Source organism: Microbacterium sp. GXS0129 (assembly GCF_044769785.1).
In the GTDB taxonomy this organism is placed as follows: domain Bacteria; phylum Actinomycetota; class Actinomycetes; order Actinomycetales; family Microbacteriaceae; genus Microbacterium; species Microbacterium nymphoidis.
Map to the genome: position 1 here is coordinate 198,174 of NZ_JBIZVZ010000004.1, position 14,566 is coordinate 212,739.

Annotated in this window: 16 protein-coding genes; 8 read left to right on the forward strand and 8 right to left on the reverse strand. The window is 69.2% G+C overall.

Annotated features, from left to right (window positions below):
* Window positions 1-17 precede the first annotated feature (17 nt).
* From ACIQJ5_RS13390 to ACIQJ5_RS13400, 3 genes are read right to left on the reverse strand one after another with little or no spacing between them, the layout of a single operon-like run.
* Window positions 18-662 carry a dihydrofolate reductase family protein gene (locus ACIQJ5_RS13390; RefSeq protein WP_402844702.1) on the reverse strand — a complete coding sequence of 215 codons (645 nt, stop codon included), beginning with the start codon at window positions 660-662 and terminating at the stop codon, window positions 18-20.
* Window positions 663-671: 9 nt separating this feature from the next.
* A complete protein-coding gene (locus ACIQJ5_RS13395) occupies window positions 672-968 on the reverse strand; it encodes a DUF4287 domain-containing protein (RefSeq protein ID WP_231091457.1) in 297 nt (98 codons plus the stop codon).
* Window positions 969-988: 20 nt separating this feature from the next.
* On the reverse strand, window positions 989-1,345 hold the full coding sequence (locus tag ACIQJ5_RS13400) for a cupin domain-containing protein (RefSeq protein ID WP_231091458.1): 357 nt from the start codon (window positions 1,343-1,345) through the stop codon (window positions 989-991).
* An 81-nt stretch (window positions 1,346-1,426) separates the two neighbouring features.
* Between ACIQJ5_RS13400 and ACIQJ5_RS13405 the strand changes: the two genes are divergently transcribed.
* A complete protein-coding gene (locus ACIQJ5_RS13405) occupies window positions 1,427-2,437 on the forward strand; it encodes a helix-turn-helix transcriptional regulator (protein WP_231091459.1) in 1,011 nt (336 codons plus the stop codon).
* Between the two features lie 3 nt (window positions 2,438-2,440).
* Here ACIQJ5_RS13405 and ACIQJ5_RS13410 read toward each other — a convergent pair whose 3' ends face one another.
* Window positions 2,441-2,659: a hypothetical protein gene (locus ACIQJ5_RS13410; protein WP_402844705.1), complete on the reverse strand. Its 219-nt coding sequence runs from the start codon at window positions 2,657-2,659 to the stop codon at window positions 2,441-2,443.
* A 140-nt stretch (window positions 2,660-2,799) separates the two neighbouring features.
* On the opposite strand from ACIQJ5_RS13410, the gene ACIQJ5_RS13415 reads away from it, so the two are divergent.
* Window positions 2,800-4,323 carry an ATP-dependent DNA ligase gene (locus ACIQJ5_RS13415; RefSeq protein WP_231091461.1) on the forward strand — a complete coding sequence of 508 codons (1,524 nt, stop codon included), beginning with the start codon at window positions 2,800-2,802 and terminating at the stop codon, window positions 4,321-4,323.
* Between the two features lie 42 nt (window positions 4,324-4,365).
* On the opposite strand, the gene ACIQJ5_RS13420 is transcribed toward ACIQJ5_RS13415, so the two are convergent.
* Both ACIQJ5_RS13420 and ACIQJ5_RS13425 read right to left on the reverse strand, forming a co-directional pair.
* A complete protein-coding gene (locus ACIQJ5_RS13420; RefSeq protein WP_402844707.1) occupies window positions 4,366-5,295 on the reverse strand; it encodes a Gfo/Idh/MocA family protein in 930 nt (309 codons plus the stop codon).
* 130 nt (window positions 5,296-5,425) lie between these two features.
* Window positions 5,426-6,178 carry a GntR family transcriptional regulator gene (locus tag ACIQJ5_RS13425; RefSeq protein WP_231091463.1) on the reverse strand — a complete coding sequence of 251 codons (753 nt, stop codon included), beginning with the start codon at window positions 6,176-6,178 and terminating at the stop codon, window positions 5,426-5,428.
* A 176-nt stretch (window positions 6,179-6,354) separates the two neighbouring features.
* On the opposite strand from ACIQJ5_RS13425, the gene ACIQJ5_RS13430 reads away from it, so the two are divergent.
* The 6 genes from ACIQJ5_RS13430 to ACIQJ5_RS13455 are packed head-to-tail and all read left to right on the forward strand — an operon-like array spanning window position 6,355 to window position 12,878.
* A complete protein-coding gene (locus ACIQJ5_RS13430) occupies window positions 6,355-7,293 on the forward strand; it encodes a phosphate/phosphite/phosphonate ABC transporter substrate-binding protein (protein ID WP_231091464.1) in 939 nt (312 codons plus the stop codon).
* Between the two features lie 41 nt (window positions 7,294-7,334).
* Window positions 7,335-8,168, forward strand: a complete 834-nt coding sequence (phnC, locus tag ACIQJ5_RS13435; RefSeq protein ID WP_231091465.1) for a phosphonate ABC transporter ATP-binding protein — start codon at window positions 7,335-7,337, stop codon at window positions 8,166-8,168.
* Window positions 8,165-9,901 (forward strand): PhnE/PtxC family ABC transporter permease, encoded by a 1,737-nt coding sequence (locus tag ACIQJ5_RS13440; protein WP_402844710.1) that lies wholly within the window; start codon window positions 8,165-8,167, stop codon window positions 9,899-9,901. Before phnC ends, ACIQJ5_RS13440 begins: the two co-directional genes overlap by 4 nt.
* Entirely contained in the window at window positions 9,898-11,013 is a 1,116-nt protein-coding gene (locus tag ACIQJ5_RS13445; RefSeq protein WP_402844712.1) for a TIGR03364 family FAD-dependent oxidoreductase, read from the forward strand. The genes ACIQJ5_RS13440 and ACIQJ5_RS13445 overlap by 4 nt, the downstream gene beginning before the upstream one ends.
* A gap of 25 nt (window positions 11,014-11,038) precedes the next feature.
* Window positions 11,039-11,725, forward strand: coding sequence for an HAD family hydrolase (locus tag ACIQJ5_RS13450; protein ID WP_402844714.1), 687 nt, complete (start codon window positions 11,039-11,041; stop codon window positions 11,723-11,725).
* 49 nt (window positions 11,726-11,774) lie between these two features.
* On the forward strand, window positions 11,775-12,878 hold the full coding sequence (locus tag ACIQJ5_RS13455) for a zinc-binding dehydrogenase (RefSeq protein ID WP_402844716.1): 1,104 nt from the start codon (window positions 11,775-11,777) through the stop codon (window positions 12,876-12,878).
* A 6-nt stretch (window positions 12,879-12,884) separates the two neighbouring features.
* On the opposite strand, the gene ACIQJ5_RS13460 is transcribed toward ACIQJ5_RS13455, so the two are convergent.
* Together ACIQJ5_RS13460 and ACIQJ5_RS13465 are read right to left on the reverse strand one after the other, a co-directional pair.
* On the reverse strand, window positions 12,885-13,730 hold the full coding sequence (locus ACIQJ5_RS13460) for an NAD-dependent epimerase/dehydratase family protein (protein ID WP_402844718.1): 846 nt from the start codon (window positions 13,728-13,730) through the stop codon (window positions 12,885-12,887).
* A gap of 2 nt (window positions 13,731-13,732) precedes the next feature.
* On the reverse strand, window positions 13,733-14,449 hold the full coding sequence (locus tag ACIQJ5_RS13465; RefSeq protein ID WP_402844720.1) for an IclR family transcriptional regulator: 717 nt from the start codon (window positions 14,447-14,449) through the stop codon (window positions 13,733-13,735).
* Window positions 14,450-14,566 lie beyond the last annotated feature (117 nt).

A 14,566-nucleotide genomic window follows, 5' to 3' on the forward strand; every position in this document is an offset into this window, starting at 1 on the left:
CACCGGCAAGAACGGACTCAGCGCCGTGTGAACACCACGTGGGTGGTGCCGGACTCCGCCACCTCGCTCGTGACGTCGTAGCCGTCCTCCAGCCCGCGCAGTCCCTCCCAGATCGACTCGCCCCGGCCGAGGACGATCGGGGCGACCGCGAGATGGAGGCGGTCCACGAGGCGCGCCTGAAGGAACTGGCGCGCCGTGTGCACACCGCCGCCCACGCGGACGTCGCCGCCCTGGGCCGCCTCGACGGCGTGTGCCAGTGCGTCCTCCGCCGTGGTGTCCAGGAAATGGAACACCGTCCCGTTGCCGAACGAGATGGAGGGGCGTGGTGTGTGCGTCAGCACGAAGACCGGAACATGGAACGGCGGCTCCTCACCCCACCAGCCGCGCCAGTCGGGATCCTCGCCGTGGTCGTGCAGGCCGAACATCCCGGCGCCCATGATCTCGGCGCCGAGATCCTCGAAGTACTGCTGGGCGTACTTCTCGTCGATGCCCGTGGTGCCGGCTCCCGAGGTGTCGCCGAGCACGCGCGCACGGAAGGTGCGGGTGGCTGTGTACGCCGAGACGAGGCGCCCCCAGTCCTCACCGAACGGCTTCTCGGGAGTCTGATCGGTGGTGGTTGCATAGCCGTCGAGAGAGACGTTGAGGTCGATGCGCACTGCCATGTGGTGCTCCTATCCGAGGTTCGCAGGGTTGGTGGCGCTGCCGTCGAGCCACAGCTCATCCGACGCGTCGGCGTGAACGCTTCCCGAGCCGACGTGCTTGTCGCTGATCTTCGGACCTTTCGTGATCACGTGGACGAGTGCCATGCCATACCCGCGCGAGAGATCGTAGTCCTCCTTCAGCCACTCCAGAATGGGTGTCGCCTTCGTGTCCGCACCGAAGCCCCGCTCGGTGGCCAGCTCGATGAACTGACGTGGGGTGAGGCCGGTCTTCGCCTCGATGTTGTCGAGATATGCCTGGAACGACATGTGTTGTCCTGTCTTTCGTTTCAGTCGAGGTTGGTCTGCAGGATCACCGGCGACGCGTGAATGCAGATCAGCCGCATCGTGTCGGATCCCGTGTTGAGGAACTGGTGAGGAACGAATGCCGGTCCGGTGACCGTGTCGCCGGCTGATGCTTCGATCCGCTGGTCGCCGACGATGAAGGTGGCCCGCCCCTCGATCACCACCCAGGTCTCAGGGTAGGGGTGCCAGTGGCGCCCCGAGCCCTGGCCGGGACGATTGTCGACATAGAAGTAGGACACTGCGGCTCCGTGGTCGCTGCCCTGGAAGCGCCGGCTGTTCCCCGCGCCGATGCGGATCTCCGCGGGGGCCACCCGGGAGGCTGTGGCCAACGTCTCGATCATGATCGCCCTCCGTGTTCGTCGTCGGCTCCACTCTTTCGTTCAGCCTGGTCGGACCCGTAGTGTTTCGACGTGGATCGAAACATGCCCCAGGAAGGCGTCGAGCATCCGGACCATCGCGTCAACTTCCGTCTCAGCGCGGGGGATATCGAGGCGGTCCGGTTCGGCGTCTCACCCGGGCATGAGCTGGCCCATGCGGTGCGCGCACTGCTGCGCCCCGCCCAGTTCCCCTTGCAGTGGGGCTGGCTGAAGCGCGTGCGCGACCAGCTTCCGCGCGAGGCGTTCGCGCTGCTGGCGCAGGTGATCGGTGCCGACGGGTACATGCCCGACTTCCTGACGGCGGACCCGCGATGGGACATGACGCCACAGACGGAATTGGAAGCTCTGCGATCGGCGCCCCTGGCGGGGATGATCGTCGATCTCGACAAAATGATCGCGCGCTCGGCCGGCGAGCGGCAGCAGATGCTCCGGCAGATGCGGTCGGATCCGACGCGAGCACGAGCGGTCATCGCCGATGCGTGGGAGGAGATGTGGGAGGGGGCGATCGCGCCGTTCTGGGGTCCGCTGGAGCGGCTCCTGCGCGCCGACATCGCGGTGCGCTCCCGCGTGGTCGCGGTGGACGGACTCGCCGCCATGGCCTCGGGGCTGCACCGCAACGTGCGCTGGAACGACGGCTCGGTGAGCGTTCGCCTCCGTCGGCACAGCGAGGACGTGGACTGCCGTGGCAGCGGTCTCGTCCTGGTGCCCTCGGTGATGTCCTCCTGGGGCTGCATGGTCATCACGGAGTCCCCGGCGCAGCCGACCCTGTTCTATCCCGCCCGCGGCGTGACCGAGGGGTGGGCGCGTGAGAGCGGGGACATCGCGGTGGCGCTGGGCGCTCTTCTGGGCCCCGTCCGGGCGGGAATACTGCTCCGGGCGCACGTCGCCCGCACGACCTCTCACGTGGCCGCCGATGCCGGTATCGCCATCTCGACCGCCTCGCATCATCTGGCGGTGCTGCGTGGGTCCGGGCTGATCATCAGCACCCGCGAGGGGAACCGGATGATGCATCTGCGCACCCCGCTGGGTGAGGCGCTGGTGGGCGCGGGACTCTGACGATCAGGGGTTCGGGCGGGGGCCATCACGCGGCTCTCGCAACACGAACCGGTCGAGGAGAAACGTCAGCGCGAAAGCTCCGAAGAACACGATCGCGGCGGCGATGACGGCGACCCCGAGCACGTGGATGGTGAGCAGCACCGTCGCCGCCGTGAACACGGCGAGCCCGGTCGGGATGGCCAGCACCGCGGTGCTCGGCCGTGTGTCCGACTGCCCTGCCATTGCCCCTCCCGATCGACCCCTCGATCGTACGCCCCGTACGGTAGACGGGACCCTGGCGGGCCGATCCGGCCACGTTGGCACCGGATGCCTCGGCGTCGCAACCCCCTGCCGATGTCGGACCCCGATGCCAGAATGACCGCATGAAGCTCTCCGAGCTGGCGGATACAGCACAGGAGGTCGCCGCCACCTCCTCGCGACTGGCGAAGGTCGACATCCTCGCGCGGTTGCTGGAGCACGCTGATGGCGATGACATCCGCCCCGTGACGGGGTTCCTTCTCGCATCACCGCGTCAGGGCAGACTCGGCGTCGGATGGCGCAGTCTCACGGGGCTCGAGGTGGTCCATGCGGCGGATCCGGAGCTCACCATCGCCGCGGTCGATGAAAGTCTCGACGCCATCGCCCACGCGTCCGGCGCCGGCTCCGCGACCCGGCGTACCGAGTTGCTCGTCTCGCTCGCATCCCGTGCCACGGCCGATGAGTGGGACTTCCTCAGTCGCGTGATGCTCGGCGACCTCCGCACCGGCGCGCTCGGCGGCGTTCTGCTCGATGCGGTGGCCCGCGCCTCCGGCCGGCCGGCGGCGACCGTGCGGCGCGCGGCGATGCTCTCCGGTGATCTCGGCGAGACCGCGCTGATCGCACTCACGGGAACTGCGGAGGACCTGGAGGCCGTGGGCCTGCGCGTGGGCCGGCCGGTGCTGCCGATGCTCGCGGCCAGCGCGCCTACTCCGAGCGCTGCGCTGGAGACCACCGGCGAAGCTCGCGTCGAGTACAAACTTGATGGCGCGCGCATCCAGGTGCACCGCACGGGCGATGAGGTGGCCGTCTACACCCGCAGCCTCGCAGACATCACCCATCGTGTGCCTGAGATCGTCGACGTCGTCCGCTCGCTGCCCGCCCGGGATCTCATCCTCGACGGTGAGACCCTCGCCCTCGATGAGGACGGCCGGCCTCGTCCGTTCCAGGACACGATGTCGCGTTTCGGGGCCGATGTCGCACGTGACCTCGCCCTGCGACCCTGGTTCTTCGACCTGCTGCATGTCGACGGGCGCGACCTGATCGACGAACCCCTTGCCACACGCCTGGACGAACTCGAGCGCGTGGCGGGGGCATGGCGGATGCCGGGCATCGTCACCGCCGATGCGCATGCCGCTGAAGAGCTCTCCCGTGAGGCGCTCGCGGCCGGCCACGAGGGCGTCGTCGTCAAGGCGGTGGACTCGGCATACACAGCGGGCCGTCGCGGAAAGTCGTGGGTGAAGGTCAAGCCCGTCCTCACCTACGACCTGGTCGTCCTGGCCGCCGAGTGGGGGTCGGGCCGGCGTCGGGGTATGCTCTCGAATCTCCATCTCGGAGCACTGGACCCGGCGGGGGAGTTCGGCGATCCGGGCGGACTCGTCATGGTCGGCAAGACCTTCAAGGGGCTGACCGATGAGCTGCTGCGCTGGCAGACGGAGACGTTTCCGGCGCATGAGATCCACAGCACGCCGTATGCGGTCTTCCTCCGGCCCGAGTTCGTGGTCGAGATCGCGATCGATGGCGTCCAGCGCTCGACGCGATATCCGGGCGGCGTCGCCCTACGCTTCGCGCGTGTGAAGGGGTACCGGCCGGACAAGACCGTCGCCGATGCCGACACCATCCAGAGCGTGCGGGCGCTGCTGCGCGACTGACGAGTGGGGGCGTTCGGCGCGTTCACCCGTGAGCGCGGACGGTCAGGAGGTCGGGCACACCGCGCCGGTGCGGACCGCGCGGAGCGCCGCCTCGGCCAGATGCACGGCACGAGCCCCGTCCTCGGCCGCGACCGCTGGGACGGCCCCCTCCCGCACGGCCAGCGCATCGCGGAGCTGACGCGTGTACGGATTCTCCCCCGGGATCGCGGACGTGGGATCCGAGGAGCCGGCCTCCACGAGCGGCCAGTTCAGCGATCCTGCCGAACCGCCAATCGCGAAGCCGGCGTGAAACGGACGAGGCCGGCCGGTCCAGCCGCCATCGATCGTGCTGACCAGCCCGCTCTCGTGTTCCAGCACCAGCCGGGCGAGATGCCGCCGCCGCACGGGATCGGACTCCTCGGTTCCCGAGACGCGCACGATGCGCCCGAGCATCCACTCCGCGACGTCGAGGTCGTGGATCAGCAGGTCCATCACGGCTCCGCCCGATGCGGCGTGATCGTGGAACCACGGCGCATCCGGGCCCTCGCCGATGCGAGTGAACGACGCCGAGAGCACTGTGCCGATGCGTCCGGCGTGGATGTCATCGCGCGCGTGTGCCCACGGGGACATGGCGCGGACGACGTGGGCGGGGTAGAGCATGACCTTCGCGTTCCGCGCGGCCTCGACCAGTGCGTCGGCCGCGGCGCCGGTGCGCGCCAGAGGTTTTTCGCACACCACATCCGTGCCCGCTTCAACCGCCGCGAGCACGTACTCCGGGTGGGTGAGGGTGGGTGATGTGACATCGAGCAGCTGCGCCCCGGCCAGCAGGTCCGCGAATGACGAAGCCGTGCGGGCACCGTATGTCGCCGCGAAATCCGCAGCAGACCGCGGTGACCAGACCACGGGCTCCACGCCGAGTGCTCGCCACGATTCGAGGTGTCGCACCGCCATACTGCCGGTGCCGACGATGCCGACCTCGATGTCCGACCTCATCCCGTGACCTCCGCGTCTCTTCGGTGTTCGTCGAACACATGATCCAGGATGATCCGGGCTGCGCCCAACAATCCGGCCTCGGTTCCGCCGGCGGAACGGGCGATATCCACCCGTTGCCCGCTCTGATCTCTCAGAGGGCGCGCAGGGGGCGGACGTAGGCGTCGCCGGTGCGAGAGCGGCCCGAAGCCGAGACCGTGAAGCGGATCACGTCCGGCAGGTAGCGGTCATCGCTGGCCTCGAAGATGCGCCCGTCGGCGTCGTGGCTGATGCGGCGCAGGCGCAGAATGGGGGAGCCGAGCGGCACCTGCAGCAGTTCGGCGTCCACCTCGTCGGCAGCGACGGCGTCGATCTCATGGTCGATGGAGAAAGAGGGATGCCCGCGCTGCTCGAGGTACTCGGTGATGGAGACGGCGTCCAGATCGGTTTCGAAGAGGACCCGCCCCACGTCTTCGAGGAAGGTGAGACGTTCGAGCATGGCCGGGCGCCCGTCCAGGTGGCGCAGGCGCAGGACCTCGACGATCGGAGCGCCGGCTTCGACGCCCAGCAGTGCCGCCTTCTCCGGTCCGGCGCGTCGGAGCGACACCTCCTGGGTATCCGCTCCGGGGACGGCGCCGATGCCCTCTGCCCAGCGCGTGAAGGGGATGGACACGTCGACCGCCTGATTGGGCTTGCGGGAGGTGACCCGGGCGGGGCGTCCCCGGCCCGTCTCGATGAGTCCCTCCTGACGAAGGGTCAGCAGGGCGTTGCGGATCGGGCCGCGCGAGGTGTTCCACTGCTGGGCGAGTTCCGCCTCGGTGGGAACGTCGGCGCCGGGCGCGAGCAGGCCGGAGAGGATGCGCTCGCGCAGCTCGTCCGCGATCTGCTTGTACACCACTTCGGCCATGCCGCCATCCTATGAGCCGCCCCGATGCCTTGCGGGCGCGCGGGGGGAGCGCGTGCGTGTCGTTCACCGGATCGACAGTTAGGTGAACAAGTCGCGAACTGTTCCGAGATAGGTATACATCTCGCGGAGCGGCGTGTCAGTCTGTCCGAGGTTCCATCCGTCACCGAAAGGCAATCATGAACCTCCGTGCAACCAAGGCGCCCCTCCTCCTCGCGGGCGCCACGCTGCTCGCCCTCGGCCTCGCCGCCTGCTCCGGCGACGCCTCGGCCTCCCCGGCCACCGACGGCGCCGCCTCCTCCGCAGAGGGCGGCTACGCGATCGACGAGAACACGCTGGTCTTCGGCGTCGTCCCCGACTCCGCCGCCACCCAGACCAACTATCAGCCCCTCATGGACTACATCGCCCAGGAGACGGGCAAGAAGGTGGAGTACCACGAGTCCACCGACTACGCCGCCCTCATCGAGGCCGCGATCGCCGGCAAGGTCGACGTGGCTTCCTTCTCCGGCTTCACGTACGTCACGGCAACCAACAACGGCGCCAAGCTCACCCCGATCTCCTCCATCGTCACCAAGGAGGGCCAGGAGCCGGGCTACTACTCCGAGGCCATCGTCCCGAAGGGCTCGGACATCAAGACGATCGCGGACATGAAGGGCCACAAGGTCTGCTTCGTGGACCCGTCCTCCACCTCCGGCTACCTCTTCCCCTCCTACAACCTGCTGAACGCGGGCGTGGACCCGGAGAAGGACATCACGCCGGTGTTCGCGGGCAAGCACGACGTCTCTGTCGCGAAGGTCGGCGAGGGCAAGGAGTGCGAGGCGGGCTTCGCCGAGGACAGCGAAGTCGCCAAGAGCGACAAGGTCGAATCGATCGACAAGACGATGGTCCCCGGCGCCCCGCTGGTCTACTCGACGACGCTGCCGAAGGAGACCTCCGACAAGCTCGTCGAGATCCTCTCCGACGTGACGATCGACCAGATCATCGACGCCGGCATCACCAGCGCCGACACCGAGGGCTTCCGCAGCGTGTTCTACGAGACCAAGCCGGTCGACGACGCGTACTACGACCTGATCCGCGACATCTGCAAGAAGACCAACGCGACCCAGTGCCAGGCCTGATCCGAGACCATCGGATCCGCACGAATCACGAGAGATAGAGCATGAGCGACGCGGCGACCTCCCCCATCATCGAGGCCACGAACCTGACTCGCGTCTACGGTGCCACCACGGCGCTGGACGACGTGAGCCTCACGATCGATCGCGGCGAGATCGTCGTGCTGCTCGGTCTCTCGGGATCTGGCAAGTCCACCCTCCTCCGGCACCTGAACGGCCTCGAGACCCCCACGTCCGGGTCCGTCCAGGTGCTGGGGGAGGAGGTGCCCTCCCTCTCCGGACGCAAGCTCCGATCCCTGCGCTCGCGGGTCGGCTTCATCTTCCAGCAGTTCGAGCTGGTGCCCTCCCTCAGCGTGCTGGAGAACGTGCTCACCGGCTCGCTCAGCACGGTGCGTGGGCCACGCCTCGGCCTGTTCTCCTATTCCCGTGCCGCCAAGCTGGCGGCACTCGGCCATCTCGATCGCGTCGGCCTGCTCGATCGGGCCTATCAGCGGGCCGACACCCTCTCCGGAGGTCAGCAGCAGCGCGTCGCCATCGCCCGCGCGCTCATGCAGAACCCCGAGGTGCTGCTGGCCGACGAGCCGGTCGCTTCCCTCGACCCGGAATCCAGCGAGCAGGTGATGGGCCTCATCCGCCAGATCGCCGCCGACGACGGTCTCACCGTGCTCTGCACCCTCCACCAGGTCGACCTCGCCATCTCCTGGGCCGATCGCATCGTGGGTCTTCGGCACGGCCAGTTGGTGCTGGACCTCCCGAACGATGGACTCACCAAGGCGCAGGTCATGGAGATCTACGGCCGCGTCGCCACCACCACCGCCGAGCTGGCCGCGGTGCAGACGGAGCTGCTCGGCGGCGAGCTCACCTCGGAGTCCGTCGCGTGAGCACGGCCACCGCCCCGGCGTCGCTGCGCCCGGCCGCCTCGGCCGGTGTTGCCGAACGCGCCCCGAAGCGGCCGATCAGTCCCGAGCGCATCTCGGCTGCCGTCACCCTCGTGGTGATCGCCGGTCTCGCCGTCGCCTCGCTGGCCGAGGTGAACATCTCCCTCCCCGGAATGCTGGCGAGCTGGTCCAACGCGGAGCACTTCTTCAGCCGCGTCGGCTCGCTCTCCTTCCCCGAGTTCGGCGACCTGCTCGGACAGATCGCACTCACCCTCGGACTGGTGCTCTCGGGCACGCTCCTGGCAGCGGTTATCTCGGTCCCGGTCGCCTACCTCGCTGCATCCAACACCACGCCCTCCGGCGCCTGGCGCGCCGCCGCCCGCTTCATCGGCGTGTTCACGCGGGCGCTGCCCGATGTGGTGCTGGCGATGGTGTTCGTGCTGATGTTCTCCCTCGGGGCCCTGCCCGGCATCCTCGCCATCGGCATCCACTCCGTGGGCATGATCTCCAAGATGTTCGCGGACGCCATCGAGCAGATCGACGAAGGGCCGCGCACGGCGATCCGCGCCGCCGGCGGATCGAAGCTGCAGCAGTTCTCCGCGGGTATCCTGCCGCAGGTGCTGCCCAGCTGGATCGCCACCGTGCTGCACCGCAACGACATCAATCTGCGCGGGTCCGTGGTCCTCGGTTACGTGGGGGTCGCGGGCCTCGGCCTCGAGATGTCGTACGCCTTCAAGGCGCTGAACTACGGGCTGGGCCTGGGGATCGCGCTGGTCATCTTCATCCTGTGCGTGGTGATGGAGATCGTCTCCTCGTCGGTGCGTGCTGCCATGCTCGGGCGCGATGCGGCCCAGCGCACCTGGGCGGACCGCCTCGTCGCACGCGTGCGTCGCAGCCCATCCGCATCGGCTCCCGTCGCCCGCACGCCCGCCTGGGCCGCCAGCCCCGCCACGGCGCTGCGACGCCCCTGGACCGCCGCGCGCGTGCGCAACGTGGCCGCAGGCTGGATCGCCGTCGCGCTCATCATCGCGGGCGTCTGGGTGTGCCAGATCAACTGGGGCGACTTCCTCTCCGTGTGGGCGCGGATCCCGGAGGTGGCCGTGCAGTTCTGGCCGCCGAACTTCGGCGCGTACGGCGTGGACAAGATGCTCGAGGCGATGCGTCAGACCGTCGCGATCGCGCTCGCGGCGACGCTGCTCACTCTCATCCCCTCGGTGATCCTCGGTTCCCTCGCTGCCCGCAACGTGGCCCCGAACCCCGGCACCCGAGGCGTGGCGCGCTTCCTCCTGGTGGGGATCCGCGGCATCCCGGAGCTGATCCTCGCCATCGTGCTCATCGTCATCACCGGACTCGGCATGCAGGCCGGCACCATCGCGCTCGCGGTGGGCGGCATCGGACTGCTCGGCAAGCTGCTTGCGGACTCGTTCGAAGAGGTCCGCCGCGGACCCGAGCTCGCACTCGTGGCCACCGGGGCCACGCGTCTGCAGGTGTACGCCGGAGCCACGGTGCCGCAGGGCACGCGCGCCATCATCGGGCACGTGTTCTACATGCTCGACACCAACGTCCGCGCCGCCACCATCCTCGGTGTGGTCGGCGGCGGCGGAGTGGGCTACTACCTGCTCAACGCCAGCCAAGGCGCCAACTACGGGATGGTCACCGCGATCGTCCTGATGATCCTCGTCACCGTGCTGGTGATCGAAGGACTGTCGATGTGGATGCGGAAGGTGTTCCGATGAACAGCTCTTATGACGTCGCCATCGTCGGTGCGGGAATCGTGGGCCTGGGCGCCGCGTACGCCGCGGTCCGTCGGGGTCAGCGGGTGATCGTGATCGATCGGTCGGCCGAGCCCCACGGCGCCACCATCCGCAACTTCGGGCACCTCTGCATCGGGGCGCAGACCGGCCAGGCCCGGCGCTACGGTGACAAGGCCCGGGGGCTCTGGCTGACGCTCGCTCGTGAGGCGGGGTTCTGGCTCCGCGAGTCGGGGACCCTCGTGGTCGCCCGCCACGAGGACGAGCTCGCGCTGCTGTCGGCCGCCGCCGAGTCGGGCGGGATCGACGTGCTGTCAGCCGCAGAGACAGAGGAGCGGATCCCGCTCGCCCCCGGAGTGGCCATCGGTGGCGCGCACATCCGCACCGATCTGCAGACCGACCCGCGTACGGCCGCCGCGGCGATCCGTCGTTACCTGGCGGAGCGGGGCGTGGAGTTCCTGCTTCGTACGTCGGTCGGATCGGTGTCGGAAGGCGAAGTCGTCACCTCCCGGGGGACGATCACAGCCGGGCTCGTCGTCGTCGCGGTGAACCACGACATCGACCAGCTGCTTCCCGATCTCGCCGAGGCGGCCGGCGTGCAGCGCTGCGGGCTGGACATGCTGCGCGTGCGAACCGATCTGCGATCCCCCCTCGATGCGCCGCTGCTGACCGGCTGGTCGCTCACCCGCTATGGACGCTTTGCCGAACTGCCCGAAGTGGTGGCCGTGCGGGAGCGGCTCCACGCCGAACGTCCCGACCTTGCCGCCCTCGATCTCAATCAGATGTACACGCAGCTGCCCGACGGCACGCTGATCGTCGGTGATACCCACGTCCGCGGAGGCAGTATCGAGCCGTTCCAGCCGGAGGGTGCCGGCGACCTCCTGCTCACGGAAGCCGAGACGCTGTTCGGATCGCCGATGCAGGTGATCGAGCGCTGGCAGGGCGTGTACGCCAGCGCGCCGGAGGACTTCCTCGTCGACATCACCACTCCCGGCATCGCGGTGCTCACCGCGACCACCGGGATCGGCATGACGACCGGTCTCGGTCTGGCCGAGACCACGCTCGCCCCTCTGCTTCCCGCCCTGGCCACGGCCTGACGGCACCCCCTCCGAAGAAGGAAACATGACCAGCACCCCCATCGAACTGATCGTCCTCGACATGGCGGGCACCACGGTGCGCGACGACGGCGTGGTCGAGCGCGCATTCCAGCGCGCTGCCGAGGCCACCGGCGTCGCTGCCGCGCATGGCTGGGACGCCGCGCTGCAGTACGTCCGCGACACCATGGGCCAGTCGAAGATCGACGTCTTCACGCACCTCGCCGGCGGCGATCGTACCCGCGCGGAGGAGGCGACGGCGGCGTTCGAGGCCGCGTACGCCGAGCTCATCGCGACCGACGGTGCGGAGGCGATTCCGGGTGCCGAAGACCTGTTTCGTGCACAGCGTGCCGCGGGGCGCACGGTGATCTTGACCACGGGGTTCGCACCCGTCACGCGGGACGCCATCATCGATGCGCTCGGGTGGCGGGAGCTGATCGACGGCGCGCTGTCGCCTGTCGATGCGGGTCGCGGGCGTCCGTACCCCGACCTGGTGCTGGCCGCCGCCTTGCGCGCGCGGGTGTCGTCGATGTCCGCCGTCGCCGTGATCGGCGACACCGCCAGCGACGTCGGCTCGGGCACTTCGGCGCGGGCGGGACTCGTGATCGGTGTCACCAGCGGTGCTCACGATGAAGAGGTGCTGGCCGCCGCCGGCGCCGACGTCGTGCTCGGCTCCGTCGCCGAGATTCGTGACGTCCCCGCACTGGCGGTCTGAGCCGGTGGCGACTGTGCCGCCGACGGCCGTTCTCACCCCGGCGTCACCGATGACCGACGTACGTCTGTCGCCCGCGGCGCTGGCACAGGTGTGGATCGGCGAAGGACGACCACACGAGACCATCGCCGTGCCGGGCGTGGTGCTGGCAGCGGGGGATGCCCTCGTGCAGGTGGAGCTGGCGACCGTCTGCGGCTCCGACGTGCACACCGTCTCCGGTCATCGGGCGGCTCCCGTGCCGCTCGTGCTCGGTCACGAGTACGTGGGGCGCATCACCGCGCTCGGGGCTGACGGGGCCCGCGCTGCCGATGGCAGCCGCCTCAACATCGGTGACCGCGTCACGTGGTCGATTTTCACAGCCTGCCGCTCGTGCGACCGGTGCCGCCGTGGCGTTCCGCAGAAGTGTCGTGCGCTGCGCAAGTACGGGCATGAACGCGTCGAAGCGCACTGGGAGCTCACCGGCGGCTTCGCCACGCACGTGCATCTGCGCGCGGGAACGGCGATCGTCCGCGTGGCCGAAGAGCTCCCCGGATCGGTGCTGGCCCCGGCCGCGTGCGGCACCGCGACCGCGTGGGCCGCGGTCACCGCGCTGGACGAGGTGATCGACCTGGACGGCGCCGTGCTGCTGATCAGCGGAGCGGGACTCATCGGCCTGACGGCCACCGCGATCGCCACCGAGCGTGGGGCGCGCGTGATCGTCAGCGACCCGGACCCGCGTCGCCGCGAGCAGGCGCTTCGCTTCGGCGCCGCGAGCGTGCACACGCCGGGGGAGGATCTCGCGGAGATCGTCGCCGGGCTCTGCGAGAGCGAGATCCACGCTGTGCTGGAGGCCTCCGGCGCACGCTCCGCCGTGCTCGCCGCGTTCGACGCCGTGGCGGTGGGCGGTGCGATCGCGCTCGTCGGCAGTGTCTTTCCGACCGAGTCGGTGCCGCTGGATCCGGAGCGCATCGTGCGCACCTGTCTGACGGTGCGCGGCATCCACAACTACGCACCGCGGGATCTCGTCGACGCGATCGCCTTCCTTCGCGGCTCGGCCGGACGCTATCCCTTCGAGTCGCTGGTCGGGGCGGTACTGCCGTTGTCCCAGCTCGACGACGCGATCACACTCGCCCGCAGTGGCGAGCACGTCCGCGTCGGCATCGATCCGCGCCGCTGAGGCGGCTCAGACCTCGTCGCGCCAGGAGTGCTGCGGCTCGTACCCCAGCATTCGGCGCGCCTTGTCGATGGATAGCAGCGTGGTGTGTTCCCCGATGTCGCCGCGCACCGGGACATCAGGGAAGACGGCGGCGAGCAGCGCACTGTTCGGCGTCGTCATCACGGTGTCCGCCGCTGCGATGATGTAGGCGTTCAACCCGGGGATCGCGGCCTCCAGGGCGCGTTCCACGGCCTGCGCACCGTCACGGGCGTCGATGTATCCCCAGAGGTTCCACTTTCTCAGCAGCGGATCGGCGTCGAACGACGGGAAGCGTGCATAGTCCTCGGGCACCATCACGTTGGAGAAGCGCAGCGCCGAGATCGACACGTCGGGGTGCCACCGGGTGAGCTGGACCGAGAGCTGCTCTTCCAGGTGCTTGGAGAGCGAGTAGGTGGATTCGGGGCGTGCGGGGTACTCCTCGTCCACCGGGACGTAAGGCGGCGGAACATCGAACGGGAGGCCCAGCACGGTCTCACTCGATGCCGTGACGATGCGGGTGATACCGAGGCGCACGGCGGCCCACAGCACGTTGAACGTCGCCGTGATGTTGTTGTGGAACGTCGCGACGTCGGCGCGGATGCCGGGCGCCGGGATCGCACCCAGATGCACGACGGCATCGAAGCCGTCGTGGGTGTCCCCGACTGCGGTGAGCGCGTCGATCACCTGGCCGTAGTCGGTGAGGTCGACCTGGACGAAGTCCGGGGCTCGCGTTCCCACCGCGTCCAGCCCGATCACGGTGTGTCCGCTCGCCCGGAGTTCGCGGCCGACGACGGTTCCCAGCTTGCCGGAGGCTCCGGTGAGTGCAATGCGCATAGCTACACCGTAGGCCCTCGATCGCCCAGGGCGTCACGGACGGCGGCCACACCGCGCTGCAGCCGCGCGGCGATGGCCGGCGCGTCCTCGCGGTCTCCGATATGCACCACGGCGATCGCCGCGGGTCGTTGTCCGCGCACCCGCAACGGCACGGCGATGGCGCGAACCGTCGGGATCACCTCGTCGTGACTGGTGGCCCACCCGCGCTCGCGGAAGAAGTCCACCTCGGCGACGAGATCCGCTGTCGGCGGGAACGGCCACTGCTGCACCGGAAGCTCCGTGAGGATCGCCTTGCCGGGAGCGCCGCGCCACACCGGGTGGCTCGCGCCGGGATGCTGCACCATCGTGGCCACGGTGTGATGGGGTTCGACGCTCGCGAGAGTGACGCACTGGTCACGGTCGAGCACGGCGAGGAAGCAGGTCATGCCGAGATCGTTCGCCGTCGCCGTGAGCTCGGGAAGGGCGGCGGCCTGCAGGTCCCGCGACACGGCCGCCGCCAGGGAGGCGAGCCGCGGCGCCAGCGAGACGAGACCCGCCGGATCACGGGAGACCAGGGCGTGCTCCTCCAATGTGCGAAGCAATCGGTACACGATCGAGCGGTGCAGCTGCAGCTCCGTCGCGAGGTCGTCGATGGTCATCGCGGATGAGGCGTCGGCCAGCACCTCCAGGATGCGGACGCCACGGCTGAGTGTCTGCGACGGGGGAGCGGATGCGGTCATGTCTCTCGCCTCTTGCGGCCGGGATCACGCGGCCCTATTCTTGCCGCGTTCAATATGAGAATTCCAGATTCGCATATCGAACACAAGCCGAAGATCGACACTGCTGTCGAAGGGATC

What these genes read in the sequence shown, in the direction of transcription:
- ACIQJ5_RS13390 (WP_402844702.1), bottom strand. Translation starts at nt 662, where the DNA reads ATGGCAGTGCGCATCGACCTCAACGTCTCTCTCGACGGCTATGCAACC.
- ACIQJ5_RS13395 (WP_231091457.1), bottom strand. Translation starts at nt 968, where the DNA reads ATGTCGTTCCAGGCATATCTCGACAACATCGAGGCGAAGACCGGCCTC.
- ACIQJ5_RS13400 (WP_231091458.1), bottom strand. Translation starts at nt 1,345, where the DNA reads ATGATCGAGACGTTGGCCACAGCCTCCCGGGTGGCCCCCGCGGAGATC.
- ACIQJ5_RS13405 (WP_231091459.1), top strand. Translation starts at nt 1,427, where the DNA reads ATGCCCCAGGAAGGCGTCGAGCATCCGGACCATCGCGTCAACTTCCGT.
- ACIQJ5_RS13410 (WP_402844705.1), bottom strand. Translation starts at nt 2,659, where the DNA reads ATGGCAGGGCAGTCGGACACACGGCCGAGCACCGCGGTGCTGGCCATC.
- ACIQJ5_RS13415 (WP_231091461.1), top strand. Translation starts at nt 2,800, where the DNA reads ATGAAGCTCTCCGAGCTGGCGGATACAGCACAGGAGGTCGCCGCCACC.
- ACIQJ5_RS13420 (WP_402844707.1), bottom strand. Translation starts at nt 5,295, where the DNA reads ATGAGGTCGGACATCGAGGTCGGCATCGTCGGCACCGGCAGTATGGCG.
- ACIQJ5_RS13425 (WP_231091463.1), bottom strand. Translation starts at nt 6,178, where the DNA reads ATGGCCGAAGTGGTGTACAAGCAGATCGCGGACGAGCTGCGCGAGCGC.
- ACIQJ5_RS13430 (WP_231091464.1), top strand. Translation starts at nt 6,355, where the DNA reads ATGAACCTCCGTGCAACCAAGGCGCCCCTCCTCCTCGCGGGCGCCACG.
- phnC (WP_231091465.1), top strand. Translation starts at nt 7,335, where the DNA reads ATGAGCGACGCGGCGACCTCCCCCATCATCGAGGCCACGAACCTGACT.
- ACIQJ5_RS13445 (WP_402844712.1), top strand. Translation starts at nt 9,898, where the DNA reads ATGAACAGCTCTTATGACGTCGCCATCGTCGGTGCGGGAATCGTGGGC.
- ACIQJ5_RS13450 (WP_402844714.1), top strand. Translation starts at nt 11,039, where the DNA reads ATGACCAGCACCCCCATCGAACTGATCGTCCTCGACATGGCGGGCACC.
- ACIQJ5_RS13455 (WP_402844716.1), top strand. Translation starts at nt 11,775, where the DNA reads ATGACCGACGTACGTCTGTCGCCCGCGGCGCTGGCACAGGTGTGGATC.
- ACIQJ5_RS13460 (WP_402844718.1), bottom strand. Translation starts at nt 13,730, where the DNA reads ATGCGCATTGCACTCACCGGAGCCTCCGGCAAGCTGGGAACCGTCGTC.
- ACIQJ5_RS13465 (WP_402844720.1), bottom strand. Translation starts at nt 14,449, where the DNA reads ATGACCGCATCCGCTCCCCCGTCGCAGACACTCAGCCGTGGCGTCCGC.